Genomic DNA, 15,662 nt, shown 5'->3' with positions numbered 1-15,662 from the left:
AGCCCCTGGGCTCACCGCGTCCGGAAACCGCCAGGGCGCCGTGCGGCGAACAGCTCCGCCTGCCGGTCGCCCGGCAGGTTGCCGAGGGAGACGAGCTGGGGGGCGTGCGCGAGGGCTGCCGCGCGGGTCGCCTCCTGGGCCTGCCAGAGCGCCCGCACGGTGCCCTGGACGGCGTCGGACGGGTAGGACGCGATGACGGTCGCGCACGACACGGCCGCGGCCAACGCCCCGCCCGGGGGCGTGAGTTCGGAGACCAGGCCGATCTCGTGCGCCCGTCGGGCGGAGATCCGTTCGGCCGTCCCCATCAGCGCCATCCGGGCCACCTCCCCGAAGGGCATCCGCTGGGCGAGGTAGACGGACTCGTACGCGCTGACCATGCCGTACGTGGTGTGCGGGTCGAAGAAGGCCGCGGTCTCGTCGGCGACGACGAACTCGGCCTCCCCGAGCAGGTAGAAGGCGCCCCCGCAGGCCATTCCGCGCACGGCCGCCACGACCGGCTTCCACAGGTCGTTGGCCTTGGGGCCGATCCGCAGGAGCGGATCGTCCACCATGAAGGGCGAGTCCGGCTGCGGCACCTCGGCCGCGCGGTCGAGCCCGGTGCAGAAGGCACGCTCGCCCGCCCCGGTGACGACCACGGCCCGCACGGTGTCGTCGAACCGGAACGCCTGCCAGGCGGCGGCGAGTTCGGAGGCGGTCGCGACATCGATCGCGTTGAGTCTGGCGGGCCGGTCCAGGGTGAGGACGGCGACCCCGGTGTCCTTGTCGCAGGAGATCCGCAGCCCGCCGCTCACGACCGCTCCAGAACCCATTGCGGCAGTCCCTCGGCACCGAACACGATCCGCACCCGCGCCCCGATCCGGATCCGGTCGGGGGCGAGGGACCCCAGCGGGGCGCCGGGCCCGGCGACCAGGTTGCCGACCAGGCGGATGTGCGGGGCGTCCGCGAGTTCGACGACGGCCGCGTTGTACGGCACCCGGGCCGCGTACGCGGGCAGCAGGGGCGGATGCGGGACGACGTAGGACCAGACCCGGCCCAGCCCGCTCATCAGGCGCCACCGGCTGTCGAAGGAACGGCAGTGGGGACAGCAGGGACGGGGCGGGAAGCGCAGTTCGCCGCAGTCGGCGCACGCCTGGATCCGCAGCTCGCCCCTGGCCGCGTACTCCCAGAAGGGCGCGCCGTCCTCGTCCACGACCGGCGAGAGCAGGGGTTCGGTGGTGTCCGGGGCGGGGGATCGTGTCATCTCGGCTCCTCAGGTTCGCAGCAGGACCGCGGAGGTGGGGACCCCTTCCCCGGCCGTGACCAGGCAGGTGGCGGCTCCCGGCACCTGCGCGGTGCTGGTCCCGCGCAGTTGTTTCACGCCCTCGTTGATGAGGTTGAAGCCGTGGACGTACGCCTCGCTGAGCCCGCCCCCGCCCGTGTTGAGGGGCAGCCGCCCGCCGATCTCCAGCGCGCCGCCCTCCGTGAAGGCGGCGCCCTCGCCCCGGCCGCAGAATCCGTAGCCCTCCAGAGAGAGCGGTATGAGAGGCGTGAAAGCGTCGTAGATCTGGGCCACGTCGACGTCGTCCGGCGTGAAGTCGGCGTTCTTCCACAGGTGTCGGGCGGCCGTCCAGGCGGGCCCCGTCAGCGGGTCGTCGTTCCAGTAGTTGACCATGCCGTGGTGCTGGGCGGGCAGGCCCTGGGCGACGGAGTGGACGTACACGGGCCGCCGCCGGCAGTCCCGCGCGCGCTCGGCCGACACCACCACGCACGCCAACGCGCCATCGGTCTCCAGGCAGTTGTCGAAGAGACAGAGGGGTTCGCTGATCCACCGCGAGGTCATGTACATCTCGCGGGTGAGCGGGCGGTCGTACATCATCGCGGCGGGGTTCTGGTTGGCCCGGTTGCGGCAGGCGAGCGCCACGTTGAAGAGGTGGTCGCGGGTGGCGCCGTACTCGTGCATGTAGCGCCGTGCCAGCATGCCGATCTCGTCGGCGGGTCTGAGCAGCCCGAAGGGGCGGGTCCACTGCGCCGGGGTGGGGAGCTGGGCGACCGTGTTCCTCCAGGGCCGGGGGCCGCTGCCGCGCTTGCGGGACCGCCAGGCGACCCCGACCGTCGCCTGCCCGGTGGAGACGGCGGCGGCGAGATGGGCGACGGTCGCGCACGAACCGCCGCCCCCGTAACCGACCTTGCTGAAGAAGGTGAGGTCGCCGAAGCCGAGGGCCTTGGCGACCTCGACCTCGTCGGTCTCCTCCATCGTGTAGGAGGCCAGCCCGTCGACCTCGGCGGGGGAGATCCCGGCGTCGTCGAGGGCGGCGAGGATCGCACGACAGGCCAAGGTCCTCTCGGACTCGGGCAGGTGCCGGGCGAAGGGGGTCTGACCGATGCCGACGACGGCCGTGGCGTCCTTGATCCCCGCCGTGCTCCGTGCCATGGGCGCGCGCCTCCCTGTGAACCGGGGCTGCTGACAGTGCGTCAGGCTACAGCTAATCTGACGGGTAGTCAGCTAGCTGTCGTCGGTCATGGGGAGGCCCGCTGTGCGCGGTGACTTGGAGTGGGGCAGCGTCCCGGGGCTGATCCGGTCGGCGGCCCGGCGGTACGCGGACCGCGAGGCAGTGGTCGAGGGCCGGACGCGCATCACGTACGCGGAGCTGGGCGCCCGCGTGGAACGCGCCGCGGCTGCCTGCCTGGCCGAGGGGGTGCGCACGGGCGACCGGGTGGCCGTCTGGGCGCCGAACACCCTGGACTGGATCGTCTGCGCGCTCGGCGCGGTCTCGGCGGGCGCCGTGCTGGTCCCGCTCAACACCCGCTTCAAGGGCGCCGAGGCGGCGTACGTGCTGGCCCGGAGCCGGGCGAGACTGCTCTTCGTGACGGGGACGTTCCTCGGGACCTCGTACGTGGCGTCACTGCGCCGGGCGGCCGGCGAGGGGGAGGGTCCCGGCCCGCTGCCCGGACTCCCGCACCTGGAGCGGGTGGTGGTGCTGTCGGACGACGCCCCCGCCGACTTCCGTACCTGGAAGGACTTCCTGGCGGACGGGGAGGGCGTCGGGACGGCGGAGGTACGGGAACGGGCGGCGTCCGTGGCGGGAGACGCCCCGTCCGACATCGTCTTCACGTCGGGGACGACGGGACGGCCCAAGGGCGCGGTGATCACGCACGCGCAGAGCCTGCGGGGCTACGCGATCTGGAGCGAGCTGGCCGGGCTGCGCGCGGGCGACCGCTATCTGATCGTGAACCCCTTCTTCCACACCTTCGGCTACAAGGCGGGGGTGCTGGCCTGCCTGATGCGCGGCGCGACGATGGTCCCGCAGCCCGTGTTCGACGTGGACACGGTGCTGGCGAACGTGGCCGCGGAGCGCATCTCGGTCCTCCCCGGCCCGCCCACGCTCCACCAGTCCCTGCTGGACCACCCGTCCCGGGACGCGTACGACCTGTCCGCGCTGAGACTGGTGGTGACGGGGGCCGCCGTGGTTCCCCTGCGACTGGTGGAGCGGCTGAGGTCGGAACTGAGGATCGGCACCGTACTCACCGCGTACGGGCTCTCCGAGGCGAGCGGGATCGTCACCATGTGCCGCCGGGGCGACGCGCCCGCCGTGATCGCCTCCACGTCGGGCCGCGCGATCCCGGACACGGAGGTCCGGGTGGCGGACCCGACCGGGGCGCCCGTCGCCCCCGGCACCCCGGGCGAGGTGCTGGTCCGCGGCTTCCACGTGATGCGGGGCTACTTCGAGGACCCGGCGGCCACGGCGGCGGTGCTCACCCCGGACGGCTGGCTGCGCACCGGCGACGTGGGCGTCCTCGACGCGGCCGGGAACCTCCGCATCACCGACCGGATCAAGGACATGTTCATCGTCGGCGGCTTCAACGCCTACCCCGCCGAGATAGAGCAGCTCCTCGGCCTCCACCCGGACGTCGCGGACGTGGCGGTGATCGGCGTGCCCGACGGGCGGCTGGGAGAGGTCGGCCGGGCCTTCGTCGTACGGCGCCCGGGTACGGCCCTGACCGGCGACGACCTGATCGCCTGGTCGCGCCGCGAGATGGCCAACTACAAGGTCCCCCGGACCGTCGAGTTCCTGACCGGACTCCCGCGGAACGCCAGCGGGAAGGTGGTGAAGGGGGAGCTGCGGGGGTGGTGAGGGCACCGGAGGCGCTGGATGTCCTGGAGGCGCCGGAAGTGCGGGGAGCGATCGGGGCGTTGGGGGCGGCATCGCCGGCGGGAGCGGCGAGCGCGGGGTGGCCGGCTGCCGGGGCCGGCCCGGGACACACGTCGGGGGCCGGCCCGGGACACACGTCGGCCGCGGCGGCTCCCCCTCCGCGCCGCCGCGGCCGATCCCCGTGTGGTGCAGGACCGCTGATCCCCCGTTGGTCCCCGTTTCCCCCGTGAGTCCCCCGTGAGTCCCCCGTTGCCCCCGTTCCCCCGTGGGCCCCCGTTCCCCCGTGAGCCCCCGTTCCCCCGTGCGATCCCGGTGTCAGACGGGCTCGTCCGTGGCGTGGACGTTGTCCGTGGTGGCGTCACCGGTCTCGCCGGGGGCGATCGGGTTCTTGCCCTTGAGAGGCTCGGTGGTCGCGTGGACGTTGTCCGTCGTGTCCGTCGGCTCGCCGGTGGCGTGGACGTTGTCGGTGCTGTTGGTGTCACTCATGACTGGCTCCCCTGCAGTTCCTACGATGCGTTGGGCGGAAAGTGCCCGTCCGGCAACTCCCCCGAGAACCGCCGGACGGGCACTTCGTGGCCGGTTCACCCTAGAGGCCCGGCCTGTTGTCATCCCGCCTGCCCCCCGACGCGACGGATCGACTCGTTGAGAGTGACGTGTGGCGATAAACGAATGATGAACGCGCAGGAGCGTGGTCCCGGGAGACGGGAATGGGCGTGCCGACAAGGGGGACGGCCGGGCGGGCACGGGCCCGCGCCCAGCGTCCTCAGGCGACGGCGAGCGGCTTGAGAAGCGACCGCACCGCGGCGGCCTCCGGTGCCTCCATCGCCTCGAAGATGTCCAGCGCCTCCCGCCAGCAGACCTGCGCGCGGCCCGACTGCCCGATCGCGCTCAGGGCGCGGCCGAGCACGGTCAGGACGTTGCCGCGCCGCCAGTCGCCGCCGATACCGCGCAGCACGGTCAGCGCCAGCTCGGCGTTGGCCGCGGCCTGCGCGGGCTGCCGGGCGGCGACGTCGGCCTCCGCCAGCCGGAAGAGGGTCATGCCCTCCCAGAGCCGCTGGCGGCTGTCCCGGAACACCGCGAGGGCCTCCTGGAGGCGGTCGACGGCCTGCGAGAGCTGACCGCTCTGGGTGAGCGCCAGGCCCAGCGCGTAACGGCCGTTGGCGCCCTTCAGCGCGTGGTCCATGTCGTCGTACATGGCCGTGCCCTGCTCCGCCAGGGCCACCGCGCTCGCGGTCCGTCCGGTGGCGAGGTGGATACGGGACAGGTTGCACAGGGCGCTCGCCTCGCCGGGCCGGTCCTCGCAGGTGCGGAAGTTCTCGATGGCGCGCGTCAGGTGCGCCTCTCCGTCCTCGTGCCGGTTCTGGTAGATCGCGATCACGCCGAGGATGTTCGACGACCAGCAGCTGGTCAGCGGGTCGCCGGAGGTCAGCGCCAGTTTCAGGGCGCGGGTGGCGGCCCGGTCCGCCGGGTCGAAGCGGCCGGTGATGTGGTGCACGAAGGCCAGCGTCGTCAGGGCCCGGCCCTGCGCCCGCGGCGCGCCCGCCTCCTGCGCGGCGGCGTCCGCGGTCCCGGCGACGGCCTCGTACTCCTTGGAGTTCGCGCCCGATTCGGCCAGGTCGCAGGCGGCCCACAGCAGGTCGACGGCGCGTGCCAGCGTCCCCGGCCCCATCGACTGCCGCACACAGGCCAGCGTGCAGACCGCCTCCGCGTACAGCCAGTCCTGCGCCTGGTGCCGGTCGTCGAACACCAGCCCCGGGTACTTCGTGGCCTCGAGGTGCTCCACCAGCCGGTCGCCGGGACGCTCGATCGCGTAGACCCCGGCAGCCGTCGCCAGATAGAAGTCCAGCAGCCGCGACAGGGCCGCCTCCCGCTCGCTGGGCGGCTGTTCGTCGCGTTCGGCACAGGCGCGCGCGTAGAGGCGGACCAGGTCGTGGTAGCGGTAGCGGCCGGGTGCGGCGGACTCCAGGAGGGACGTGTCGACGAGGGACTCCAGGAGGTCCTCGGTGTCGTCGACCGGGAGGTCCAGGACGGCGGCGGCGGCGGCCAGCGAGATGTCCGGGCCGTCCGCGAGGCCCAGCAGGCGGAAGGCGCGGGCCTGGGCGGGCTCCAGCTGGCCGTAGCCGAGTTCGAAGGTGGCCTTGACGGCGAGGTCGCCGGCCTGGAGTTCGTCGAGGCGGCGGCGTTCGTCGCCGAGCTTCGCCGCCAGCACCGAGACCGTCCAGGTGCGGCGGGCGGCCAGCCGGGAGGCGGCGATGCGGATCGCCAGCGGGAGGAAGCCGCAGGCCGCGACGACGTCGAGGGCCGCCTCGCGCTCCGACGCCACCCGCTCCTGCCCGACGATCTTCGTGAAGAGCTGGAGGGCCTCCTCGGGGGACATCACGTCGAGGTCCACCAGGTGGGCGCCGGCCAGGTCCACCATCCGCACCCGGGACGTCACCAGGGCCGCGCAGCCCTCCATGCCGGGGAGCAGGGGGCGCACCTGGGCGGCGTCCCTGGCGTTGTCGAGCAGCACCAGGACCCGGCGGCCGTCGAGGACCGAGCGGTAGAGCGCCGCGCGTTCCTCCAGCGTGTCGGGGATGGAGGAGGCGGGGTGGCCGAGGGCGCGCAGGAACGCGCCGAGCACCGTCTCCGGCTCCGCCGGCCGCTGCCCGGCGCCCTGGAGGTCGACGTAGAGCTGCCCGTCGGGGAAGGCCGACCGCGCCTGGTGGGCGACGTGCACGGCGAGGGTCGTCTTGCCCACGCCGCCGATGCCCGCGAGCGCCGAGACAGCCATGACCTGGCCCTCACCCTCGGCGGAGGAGGCGGAGGCCAGGACGTCGCTGAGTTCCTGGACGAAGGAGGCGCGGCCCGTGAAGTCCGTGACGGTGGCCGGGAGCTGGGCCGGGCGGACCGGCGCGGCCGCGGGTTCCGCCGCCGGGGCGGACGGCTCGGCGAGGCCCGGGTCCGCCCGCAGGATGCGCTGCTGGAGTTCCTTCAGGCCCGCGCGCGGGTCGACGCCCAGTTCGTCGGCGAGCAGCCGGCGGGTGTCGGCGTAGACGGCGAGGGCCTCGGCCTGCCGCCCGCTGCGGTACAGCGCCAGCATGAGCAGCTCGCGCAGCCGCTCCCGGAGGGGGTGTGCGGCCGTCAGCGCGGTGAGCTCGGAGACCGCCTCGGCGTGGCAGCCCTGCTCCAGGTCCATGTCGAGTCGGGACTCCAGGAGTTGGAGGCGCCATTCCTCCAGGCGTGCCCGCTGGGTGTCGGCGTACGGTCCCGGCACGCTCGCCAGGGGTTCCCCGTCCCACCGGGCCAGCGCCCGGTTCAGCAGCTCGCGGGCGAGGGACAGGTCTCCGGAGTGCCTCGCCTTCTCCGCGTCGGCGGAGATCTCCTGGGCCTCGGCGAGGTCCAGCGTGCCCGCGCCCTCGGACAGCCGGATCGCGTAGCCGCCCGACTCGCTGATCAGCACGCCGGGGTCGAGGGCCTTGCGGAGCCGGGAGGCGTACGTGCGGACGGCGGCGAGTGCCTGCGAGGGGGGTTCCTCGCCCCACAGGGCGTCGATCAGCTCGCCGGACGTGGCCGTGCGGCCCTCCCGCAGTAACAGCGCTGCCAGCAGGGCGCGTTGCTGCGGGGACCCTGTGGGCAGCGATTCCTCGCCGCGCCAGGCGCGCACCGGTCCGAGCACGCTGAAGCGTAACGCCGCCGATTCCTCGGGGCGCCGCTGCTCCGGCACTCGCGGTACACCGTCCATCGCCGTCCCCCTGCCGAACCGTCAGTGCAACGAGGCCAGTTTGCCTTGTTCATGGCGGATGCGTCAGCCGTGCGAGACGGCGATCACAGCCGCGCGCACGGGGCGGACGCGGAAGATCACATCTCCCTCACAAGGTCTCCCCACACGTTCGCACAGAGTTGCGGGTTCCCGGGAGCGCTTCCAGAGAGCTGACGGGTCGTCAGATCAGCGCTACCGTGGGCCGTATGGAGACCACCCAGACCCCTTCGACCGCCTCCGACTTCCCCAGGATCATCTCGGTGGACGACCACACCGTGGAGCCCCCGGGCGTCTGGCGGGACCGCCTTCCGTCGAGGTACCGGGACACCGGGCCCCGTGTAGTCCGCGCGCCGCTGAAGGAGATGACCTTCCTCGGCGGCAGATTCGCCCCGGTGATGGGCGGGCCGGGCGACGACGGGCCGATCGGGGACTGGTGGGTGTACGAGGACCTCCACCGGCCTCTCACCCGCCTCGACACCGCCGTCGGATACGACAGGGACGAGATACGTCTGGAGGTCATCACGTACGAGCAGATGCGGCCCGGCTCGTACGACGTCCCGCAGCGGCTCGCCGACATGGACGTCAACCACGTCCAGTCCGCGCTGTGTTTCCCCACCTTCCCGCGTTTTTGCGGGCAGACGTTCACCGAGGCCAAGGACCGTGAGCTCGGACTGCTCTCGGTGCGGGCCTACAACGACTGGATGGTCGAGGAGTGGTGCGGTCCGGCGGCCGGCGGCCGCCTCGTCCCGCTCACCCTCATCCCCCTGTGGGACCCCGCGCTCGCGGCGGACGAGGTGCGCCGCAACGCCGCCCGCGGTGTGCGCGCGGTCGCCTTCTCCGAGATCCCGCCCCATCTGGGGCTGCCCTCCGTGCACACCGACGACTGGGACCCCTTCCTCGCGGCCTGCGACGAGACCGGCACGGTCATCGCCATGCACATCGGCTCCAGCAGCCGGATGCCGTCGACCTCGGCCGACGCCCCGCCCGCCGTCGGTTCCACCATCACCTTCGCCAACTGCTGCTTCTCGATGGTGGACTGGCTGATGAGCGGCAAGTTCGAGCGCTTCCCGAACCTGCGGGTGATGTACGCCGAGGGCCAGATCGGCTGGATCCCCTACATCCTCGAACGCGCCGACGTGGTCTGGGAGGAGAACCGCGGCTGGGGCGGCGTGGCCGACAAGGTCCACCGCCCGCCGTCCGAGCTCTTCGCCGGCCATGTGTACGGCTGCTTCTTCGACGACGCCTTCGGGCTCAGGAACCTCGACTCCATCGGCGTCGCGAACGTCCTGTACGAGACCGACTACCCGCACTCCGACTCGACCTGGCCGAAATCCCGTGAGGTCGGCGAGGCCCAGATGGGCCACCTCGCCCCGGACGTGGTCGAGCGGATCGTACGGGGCAACGCGATCGAACTGCTGGGGCTGACCCCGGAGGGGCTGTGGGCGGGTCCGGGCGGTGCCCGTTGAGCGGGGACGGGTCCCGGGCGCACGGCGCCGCGGACCGGCCCCTGCGCTACGGCATCCAGCTCCCGGTGCAGTCGCAGAGCACCCTCTACGCCGAGGGGTGGGAGGCGGGCGCCGGTCCCGCGGAGCTCGTCGAGATCGCCCGTGCCGCCGACCGCTCCGGCTTCGCGTACGTCGCGTGCTGCGACCACGTCGCCGTCCCGCGCCGGCTCGCGGACGCCATGAGCACGGTCTGGTACGACCCGGTGGCCACGCTCGGATTCCTGGCGGGCGTCACCGAACGGGTACGGCTGCTCAGCCATGTCGCGGTCGTCGGGCTGCGGCACCCGCTGATCACGGCCAAGCAGTACGCCACCCTCGACCACCTCAGCGGGGGCCGGCTGATCCTCGGGGTCGGCGCCGGGCATGTGCGGGAGGAGTTCGAGGCGGTGGGGGCCGACTTCCGGCACCGGGGCGCCGTGCTCGACGAGTCGATCGACGCGCTGCGGGCGGCGCTGGGGCGGGACGAGTTCCCCGAGCACCACGGGAAGCTGTTCGACTTCTCGGGGCTCGGTCAGCGGCCCCGGCCGGCGCAGGCGAGGGTGCCCCTGTGGGTCGGCGGGTCCTCGCCCGCCGCCGTGCGCAGGGCCGCGCTGAAGGCGGACGGCTGGCTGCCGCAGGGCGACCCCCGCGAACGGCTGCCCGGACAGATCGCCACCCTGCGGCGGCTGCGCGAGGAGGCGGGCGTCCGCGACCCGCTCACCGTCGGGGCCATCACCGAGCCCCTGTACGTGGGCGAGCCCGGCTGGGAGGCCGGGCGCCGCACCCTCAGCGGGCCGCCCGAGGCGCTCGCCGAGTCGCTGCGGGCGTACCGCGCGATGGGGGTGGACCAGATCCAGGTGCGGTTCCGGTCGCGCGGGAGCGGCGAACTCGTCGACCAGATGGCCGCGTTCGGCGCCGACGTGGCGCCCCTTCTCGGCTGAACGGCCGGGGCCGCCCCTCCCGTCGGGCGGGCGGCGCGGATTGTCGGACACGACCCAGGGAGACGGACATGGGCAAGCTGGACGGACGCGTGGTCCTCATCACCGGCGCGGCGCGCGGGCAGGGCGAGCAGGAGGCGCGGCTGTTCGCGCGGGAGGGCGCCGGGGTCGTCGTCGCGGACGTGCTCGACGACCAGGGGGAGGCGCTGGCCAAGGAGATCGGCGCGCGCTATGTCCACCTCGACGTGCGCGAGGAGGACGACTGGCGTGCGGCGGTCGTCCTCGCCAAGGAGGCGTACGGGCGGATCGACGGGCTGGTCAACAACGCCGGCATCCTGCGCTTCAACGAACTGGTCGACACCCCGCTGGCGGAGTTCCAGCAGGTCGTGCAGGTCAACCAGGTGGGGGTGTTCCTCGGGATCAGGACCGTCGCTCCGGAGATCGCGAGCGCGGGCGGGGGCACGATCGTCAACACGGCCTCCTACGCGGGTCTCACCGGGATGGCCTGGGTGGGTGCCTACGCCGCGACCAAGCACGCCATCGTGGGTCTGACGCGGGTGGCCGCCCTGGAACTGGCCGCCAAGAAGATCCGGGTCAACGCGGTCTGTCCGGGCGCCATCGACACGGCGATGAGCAACCCCGCCCAGCTCGACCCGGACGCCGACCCCGCCGACAGCGCGGCGACCTCCCGGGCACTGGACGAGCTGTACCGCAAGCTCGTGCCGCTCGGCCGGATCGGACGGCCGGAGGAGGTGGCCCGCCTCGCCCTCTTCCTCACCGGCGAGGACTCCTCGTACATCACGGGCCAGCCGTTCGTGATCGACGGCGGCTGGCTGGCGGGCGTCAGCGTCATCTGACGCTTCGTCAGCTATTGACGCCTCGGGGACCCGGTGCGACAGTCGGCGGACAGTAGATCTGACGGAATGTCAGATACGGATGTGGGGACGGTGAACCGCCTTGGAATTCGGGCTCTTCGTACAGGGATACGTGGGCAAGCGCGCCGAGACCGACCCGCTCGCGGAGCACAAGGCGCTGATGGAGGAGACCGAGTACGTCATCCAGGCGGACAAGTCCGGCTTCAAGTACGCCTGGGCGTCCGAGCACCACTTCCTGGAGGAGTACTCGCACCTCTCGGCCAACGACGTCTACCTCGGGTACCTGGCGCACGCGACCGAGCGGATCCACCTCGGGTCGGGCATCTTCAACCCGCTCGCCCAGGTCAACCACCCGGTGAAGGTCGCCGAGAAGGTCGCCATGCTCGACCACCTCACCGGCAACCGCTTCGAGTTCGGCAGCGGCCGGGGCGCCGGCAGCCACGAGATCCTCGGCTTCATCCCGGGCGTCACCGACATGAACTACACCAAGGAGATCTGGGAGGAGACCATCGGCGAGTTCCCGAAGATGTGGCTCCAGGACGAGTACCCCGGGTTCCAGGGCAAGCACTGGCAGCTCCCGCCGCGCAAGATCCTGCCCAAGCCGTACGGGAAGTCGCACCCCGCCATGTGGTACGCCGCCGGGTCGCCGCCCTCGTACGCGATGGCCGCCCGCAAGGGGCTCGGCGTGCTCGGCTTCAGCGTGCAGAAGGTCTCCGACATGGAATGGGTCCTGGAGCAGTACAAGACGGCCGTCGTCGAGGCGGAACCCGTCGGGGACTTCGTCAACGACAACGTGATGGTGACGACCACCGCGATCTGCGCGCCGACGCACGACGAGGCGATCCGGATCGCCGTCAGCGGCAGCCTGCACTACCTGCCCTCCCTCGTCTTCCGCTACCACGACACCTTCCCGCGCCCCGAGGGCTTCCCCGTCTGGCCCGAGACCCTCCCCGAGTACAACGAGGAGTTCATCGAGCTGCTGATCGCCGAGGAACTGCTGATCTGCGGCGACCCGGACGAGGTGCTCACCCAGTGCAAGCGGTGGGAGCAGGCGGGCGCCGACCAGCTCTCCTTCGGCCTGCCGGTCGGGGTCTCGCGCGAGTACACGCTCCAGACCATCGAGCTGATCGGCCGCCACGTGATCCCGAAGATCGACACGGACCCGGTGCACCGGACCACCCGGTTCCGCCAGGCTTCCTGAAGGGGGTGGCGGCCATGCTCGACCACGTCATCAGGGGCGCGACCGTCGTGGACGGCACGGGCGCGCCCGGCCGCCGGGCCGACGTCGGCATCCGGGACGGCCGGATCGCCGTGATCGGCACGGTGACCGAGCCGTCCCGGACGAGCGAGGACGCCACCGGTCTCGTCCTCGCCCCCGGCTTCGTCGACCCGCACACGCACTACGACGCCCAGCTCTTCTGGGACCCGTACGCGACCCCGTCCCTCAACCACGGCGTCACGACGGTCGCGGGCGGCAACTGCGGTTTCACCCTCGCCCCGCTCAACCCCGAGCGGCCCGAGGACGCCGACTACACACGGCGGATGATGTCCAGGGTCGAGGGCATGTCCCTGGTCGCCCTGGAGGAGGGCGCGCCCTGGAACTGGCACACCTTCGGCGACTACCTGGACGCCCTGGAGGGGCGGATCGCCGTCAACGCCGGTTTCATGGTGGGCCACTGCGCGCTGCGCCGGTACGTGATGGGCGCGGACGCGGTGGGCGGCCAGCCGACCGGGGAGCAACTGGCGTGGATGCTCACGGTGTTCCACGAGGCGATGGACGCCGGCGCCTGGGGCCTGTCCACCACCCAGTCCTCCACCCACTCCGACGGCGACGGGCAGCCGGTCGCCTCACGGCACGCCGGCCCCGCCGAACTGCTGGCGCTCAGCCGGGCGGTGGGGGAGCACGAGGGCACCCAGATCGAGGCGATCACGGCCGGATGCCTCGACCAGTTCAGCGACGCCGAGATCGACCTCTTCGCCGAGATGAGCGCGGCCGCCGGCCGCCCGCTGAACTGGAACGTGCTGACGATCGACGCCGCCGTGCCCGAACGGGTGCCCAGGCAACTGCTGGCGAGCGAACGGGCACGGAAGGCGGGCGGCCGGGTGGTGGCCCTCACCATGCCGATCCTCACCCCCATGAACATGTCGCTGGGCACCTTCTGCGCGCTGAACCTGATCCCCGGCTGGGGACCGGTCCTCGCGCTGCCCGTGCCGGAACGCGTCGCCCGCCTGCGCGACGCGGACGTACGGGCCGAGATGCTGCGCCGGGCCCATTCGAAGGAGGCCGGTGTCTTCCGGCGGCTCGCGCACTTCGGGCGGTACGTCATCGGCGACACCTACAGCGCGGCCAACGAGGGGCTCACCGGACGGGTGGTCGGGGACATCGCGGCCGAGCGCGGCCAGGAGCCCTTCGCGTGCCTGGTCGAGATCTGCGCCGCCGACGAGCTGCGGACGGTGCTGTGGCCCATGCCCTCCGACAACGATCCCGACTCCTGGTCGCTGCGCGCCGAGACCTGGCAGCACCCGGACGTCCTGCTCGGCGGCTCGGACGCGGGCGCCCATCTGGACCGCATGTGCGGGGCCCCGTACACGACCCGGTTCCTCGGGGACTGTCTGCGCGGACGGAAGCTCGTGACGCTGGAGCGGGCCGTGCGGATGCTCACGGACGACCCGGCGCGCCTCTTCGGACTGCGCGAGCGCGGGCGCGTCGTCGAGGGCTTCCACGCGGACCTCGTGCTCTTCGACCCCGAGCGGATCGACGCGGGCAAGGCCACCCTGGTGCACGACCTGCCGGGGGACAGCCCGCGGCTGGACTCGAAGGCGATCGGTGTGCGGGCGGTGTGGGTCAACGGGGTCGAGGCGATCCGCGACGACACGGTGACCGGGGCCGTCCCCGGGAAGGTGCTCCGCTCCGGGCGGGACACGAGGACGGTGAGCACCCGGTGAGCGGCGCCCTCGGGAACGGTCCGGCGGCCGGGGAACAGCGGCTGTTCATCGGCGGCTCGTGGGTCGCGCCCGACGACGGGCACTACGCGGTGACCGACCCGGCGACCGAGGGGCTCGTCGGGTGGGCGCCGGAGGCCTCCCGGGACCAGGTGCGGGCGGCGGCGGCCGCCGCCCGCGAGGCCTTCGGGCCCTGGTCCCGGACGCCCCCGGAGGAGCGCGCCGCGGTGCTCGGCCGCGCGGCCGACGTCATCCAGGGCCGTTTCCTGCCGTACGCCGAACTCGCCGCTGCCGAGAGCGGTGCCACGACGGCGACCGCGCGCGGGATGCAGGTGGGGGTGGGCGCCGCCCGCTTCCGGCGCTACGCCCGGGTCGAGCCGGCCGAGCAGCCGCTGCCGCCGCAGATCAACGAGGCGGGGCCGTTCGGCCGGGCGGCCGTGATGGGCGCCCTGGCGGTGCGCCAGCCCGTCGGCGTGGTCACCTGCATCACCTCGTACAACAACCCGTGGGCCAATCCGGCGGGCAAGATCGCACCCGCGCTCGCCATGGGCAACACGGTGGTCGTGAAGCCCGCCCCGCAGGATCCGCTGTCCGTGTACCGGATGGCGGAGGCGCTGGAGGAGGCGGGCGTGCCACCGGGCGTCCTCAACGTGGTGAGCGGTTCGCGGGCGGAGGCCGGGGAGGCGGCCGTGGACTGCGAGGACGTGGACATGGTCAGCTTCACCGGCTCGACCGCCGTCGGCCGGCGGATCGCCGAGGTGTGCGGCCGCGGGATGAAGCGTCAGCTGATGGAGCTGGGCGGGAAGGGCGCGGCGGTCGTCTTCGACGACGCCGACCTCGGTTCGGCGGTGTCCGGGATCGGCACCACGTACTCGTTCTACAGCGGACAGATCTGTACGGCGCCCACCCGGGTGCTCGCGCAGCGGGGTGTGTACGACCGGCTGGTCAGTGAACTCGCGCTGTACGCGAGGGGATTGACGGTCGGCGATCCGCGGGAGCCGGGGACGGTGGTCGGGCCGGTCATCTCGGCGGCCCACCGGGACCGGGTCGAGGCGTACGTCGAACTCGGCCGGAAGGAGGGCGCGCGGGTGGTCGTGGGGGGCGAACGGCCGCCGTGCGACCGGGGTTTCTACGTCGCCCCCACGCTTCTCGCGGACTGCACCGCGGACATGCGGGTGGTACGCGAGGAGATCTTCGGGCCCGTCGTCGTGGTCGTGCCCTTCGACGACGAGGAGGAGGGGATCGCGCTCGCCAACGACAGCGACTACGGGCTGATCGACTACGTCTGGTCGGGCGATGTGGCCCGCGCCTTCCGGGTCGCCCGGCGGCTCAGGGCGGGCGGGGTCGGGATCAACACCGTCGGCCGCAACATGGAGGCGCCCTTCGGCGGGTTCAGGCAGAGCGGTGTCGGACGGGACGTCGGCTCCTACGCCCTGCACGCCTACAGCGAGACGCAGGCCCTCGTCTGGCCGGGGTGACCTTCGCGCGGCGGAGGTGGCCGCCGGGCTCCGTAACGTCGCTACCGCCGAACGGTAGCGTCGCTATCAAAT

At 72.8% G+C, this 15,662-nt stretch carries 12 protein-coding genes; 7 read left to right on the top strand and 5 right to left on the bottom strand.

Going from position 1 to position 15,662, the window contains the following annotated elements:
* Nucleotides 1-11 precede the first annotated feature (11 nt).
* The 3 genes from ABZV34_RS04935 to ABZV34_RS04925 are packed head-to-tail and all read right to left on the bottom strand — an operon-like array spanning nt 12 to nt 2,410.
* Complete coding sequence (locus tag ABZV34_RS04935) at nt 12-809, bottom strand: enoyl-CoA hydratase/isomerase family protein (protein WP_356271357.1); 798 nt, start codon at nt 807-809, stop codon at nt 12-14.
* Nucleotides 788-1,204: an OB-fold domain-containing protein gene (locus ABZV34_RS04930; protein ID WP_356271784.1), complete on the bottom strand. Its 417-nt coding sequence runs from the start codon at nt 1,202-1,204 to the stop codon at nt 788-790. The genes ABZV34_RS04935 and ABZV34_RS04930 overlap by 22 nt, the downstream gene beginning before the upstream one ends.
* 45 nt (nt 1,205-1,249) lie before the next feature.
* Entirely contained in the window at nt 1,250-2,410 is a 1,161-nt protein-coding gene (locus ABZV34_RS04925) for a lipid-transfer protein (RefSeq protein WP_356271355.1), read from the bottom strand.
* Nucleotides 2,411-2,513: 103 nt separating this feature from the next.
* Between ABZV34_RS04925 and ABZV34_RS04920 the strand changes: the two genes are divergently transcribed.
* Entirely contained in the window at nt 2,514-4,112 is a 1,599-nt protein-coding gene (locus ABZV34_RS04920) for a FadD3 family acyl-CoA ligase (RefSeq protein ID WP_356271353.1), read from the top strand.
* A gap of 333 nt (nt 4,113-4,445) precedes the next feature.
* Here the strand turns inward: ABZV34_RS04920 and ABZV34_RS04915 are convergent, their stop codons facing one another.
* Together ABZV34_RS04915 and ABZV34_RS04910 are read right to left on the bottom strand one after the other, a co-directional pair.
* A complete protein-coding gene (locus ABZV34_RS04915; protein WP_356271351.1) occupies nt 4,446-4,616 on the bottom strand; it encodes a hypothetical protein in 171 nt (56 codons plus the stop codon).
* 277 nt (nt 4,617-4,893) lie between these two features.
* Complete coding sequence (locus ABZV34_RS04910) at nt 4,894-7,854, bottom strand: BTAD domain-containing putative transcriptional regulator (protein WP_356271349.1); 2,961 nt, start codon at nt 7,852-7,854, stop codon at nt 4,894-4,896.
* Nucleotides 7,855-8,078: 224 nt separating this feature from the next.
* Here ABZV34_RS04910 and ABZV34_RS04905 point away from each other — a divergent pair, with 224 nt between their 5' ends.
* The 6 genes from ABZV34_RS04905 to ABZV34_RS04880 all read left to right on the top strand — a co-directional run bounded on the left by ABZV34_RS04905 (nt 8,079) and on the right by ABZV34_RS04880 (nt 15,590).
* Complete coding sequence (locus ABZV34_RS04905; RefSeq protein ID WP_356271347.1) at nt 8,079-9,338, top strand: amidohydrolase family protein; 1,260 nt, start codon at nt 8,079-8,081, stop codon at nt 9,336-9,338.
* Complete coding sequence (locus tag ABZV34_RS04900; protein ID WP_356271345.1) at nt 9,335-10,297, top strand: LLM class F420-dependent oxidoreductase; 963 nt, start codon at nt 9,335-9,337, stop codon at nt 10,295-10,297. The genes ABZV34_RS04905 and ABZV34_RS04900 overlap by 4 nt, the downstream gene beginning before the upstream one ends.
* Before the next feature lie 68 nt (nt 10,298-10,365).
* Nucleotides 10,366-11,151 carry a glucose 1-dehydrogenase gene (locus ABZV34_RS04895; RefSeq protein ID WP_356271343.1) on the top strand — a complete coding sequence of 262 codons (786 nt, stop codon included), beginning with the start codon at nt 10,366-10,368 and terminating at the stop codon, nt 11,149-11,151.
* Between the two features lie 100 nt (nt 11,152-11,251).
* Nucleotides 11,252-12,370: an LLM class flavin-dependent oxidoreductase gene (locus ABZV34_RS04890; protein ID WP_356271341.1), complete on the top strand. Its 1,119-nt coding sequence runs from the start codon at nt 11,252-11,254 to the stop codon at nt 12,368-12,370.
* Between the two features lie 14 nt (nt 12,371-12,384).
* Entirely contained in the window at nt 12,385-14,115 is a 1,731-nt protein-coding gene (locus ABZV34_RS04885) for a D-aminoacylase (RefSeq protein ID WP_356271339.1), read from the top strand.
* The gene (locus tag ABZV34_RS04880; RefSeq protein ID WP_356271337.1) at nt 14,112-15,590 is read left to right on the top strand and encodes an aldehyde dehydrogenase family protein; all 1,479 of its coding nucleotides are present in this window, start codon (nt 14,112-14,114) and stop codon (nt 15,588-15,590) included. The genes ABZV34_RS04885 and ABZV34_RS04880 overlap by 4 nt, the downstream gene beginning before the upstream one ends.
* Nucleotides 15,591-15,662: the final 72 nt, after the last annotated feature.

Source organism: Streptomyces sp. NPDC005195 (assembly GCF_040608315.1).
Classification (GTDB): Bacteria; Actinomycetota; Actinomycetes; order Streptomycetales; family Streptomycetaceae; genus Streptomyces; species Streptomyces kaempferi.
This window is presented reverse-complemented; position numbering and strand designations above follow the sequence as displayed.

Excerpts from the sequence above, each read along its gene's own strand:
- ABZV34_RS04935 (WP_356271357.1), bottom strand. The coding sequence starts at position 809 with ATGGGTTCTGGAGCGGTCGTGAGCGGCGGGCTGCGGATCTCCTGCGAC.
- ABZV34_RS04925 (WP_356271355.1), bottom strand. The coding sequence starts at position 2,410 with ATGGCACGGAGCACGGCGGGGATCAAGGACGCCACGGCCGTCGTCGGC.
- ABZV34_RS04915 (WP_356271351.1), bottom strand. The coding sequence starts at position 4,616 with ATGAGTGACACCAACAGCACCGACAACGTCCACGCCACCGGCGAGCCG.
- ABZV34_RS04910 (WP_356271349.1), bottom strand. The coding sequence starts at position 7,854 with ATGGACGGTGTACCGCGAGTGCCGGAGCAGCGGCGCCCCGAGGAATCG.
- ABZV34_RS04905 (WP_356271347.1), top strand. The coding sequence starts at position 8,079 with ATGGAGACCACCCAGACCCCTTCGACCGCCTCCGACTTCCCCAGGATC.
- ABZV34_RS04895 (WP_356271343.1), top strand. The coding sequence starts at position 10,366 with ATGGGCAAGCTGGACGGACGCGTGGTCCTCATCACCGGCGCGGCGCGC.
- ABZV34_RS04885 (WP_356271339.1), top strand. The coding sequence starts at position 12,385 with ATGCTCGACCACGTCATCAGGGGCGCGACCGTCGTGGACGGCACGGGC.